Origin of the sequence: Enterobacter sp. PL1, assembly GCF_945957325.1 — a bacterium.
GTDB lineage: Bacteria > Pseudomonadota > Gammaproteobacteria > Enterobacterales > Enterobacteriaceae > Enterobacter > Enterobacter roggenkampii.
Genome location: NZ_CAMFKT010000103.1, coordinates 1 through 539 on the forward strand (window position 1 = coordinate 1; position 539 = coordinate 539).

1 pseudogene is annotated in these 539 nt (G+C 43.2%); it reads right to left on the reverse strand.

The features are described 5' to 3' along the window. Nucleotides 1–82: 82 nt before the first annotated feature. Nucleotides 83–391 (reverse strand): annotated as a pseudogene (gene mkrJ / locus N6P30_RS24455) (phosphodiesterase MrkJ); the annotation flags it as partial. Between the last annotated feature and the right edge of the window lie 148 nt (nucleotides 392–539).

The following is a 539-nucleotide window of genomic DNA, read 5'->3' on the forward strand; positions in this document are numbered from 1 at the left end:
CATTCTACTGACTGGCGAATATCTTTGGCCCAAGGAACCGAAAGCTTAGGGTGTCATTTCGCCCTCAGCCGGAACCGACCCCTTTTATATCCTTCTGGCGCAACAGGTTCAGGATATGGTCATCAACGTTAATTGTTGCGGAAATATGGTTACGTAAAAACCAGGCTTTATGCTTTTCAATCAGTGCCAGTTGTTCGAGAAAAATACGTTCACGAACGGCGGCGGTAGCATGGCGGAAAAAATCTTCGGGGGAAATAGAAAGATTATCAAAGCGGCTTAAGCATTCCACCGCGACCAGAGTACCTTGTGGGGAAAACATTTTCTGAAAGACGTAGCGTACAGCGATATCATTACGAGATAAAATGTTGTCTTCGAATATTTTAGTGTTCATTATCCCTCTTCACGAGGTAAGTCAAACAATAGGCAGAGGATACATTAATTATAGGCTACCTGATGATTAATGGGAATGGCGGGAAATGTAAATCAACAGCGAATAAGTACGCTTTATCCGCTACTGATTTACCGGGAGAACATTTAGG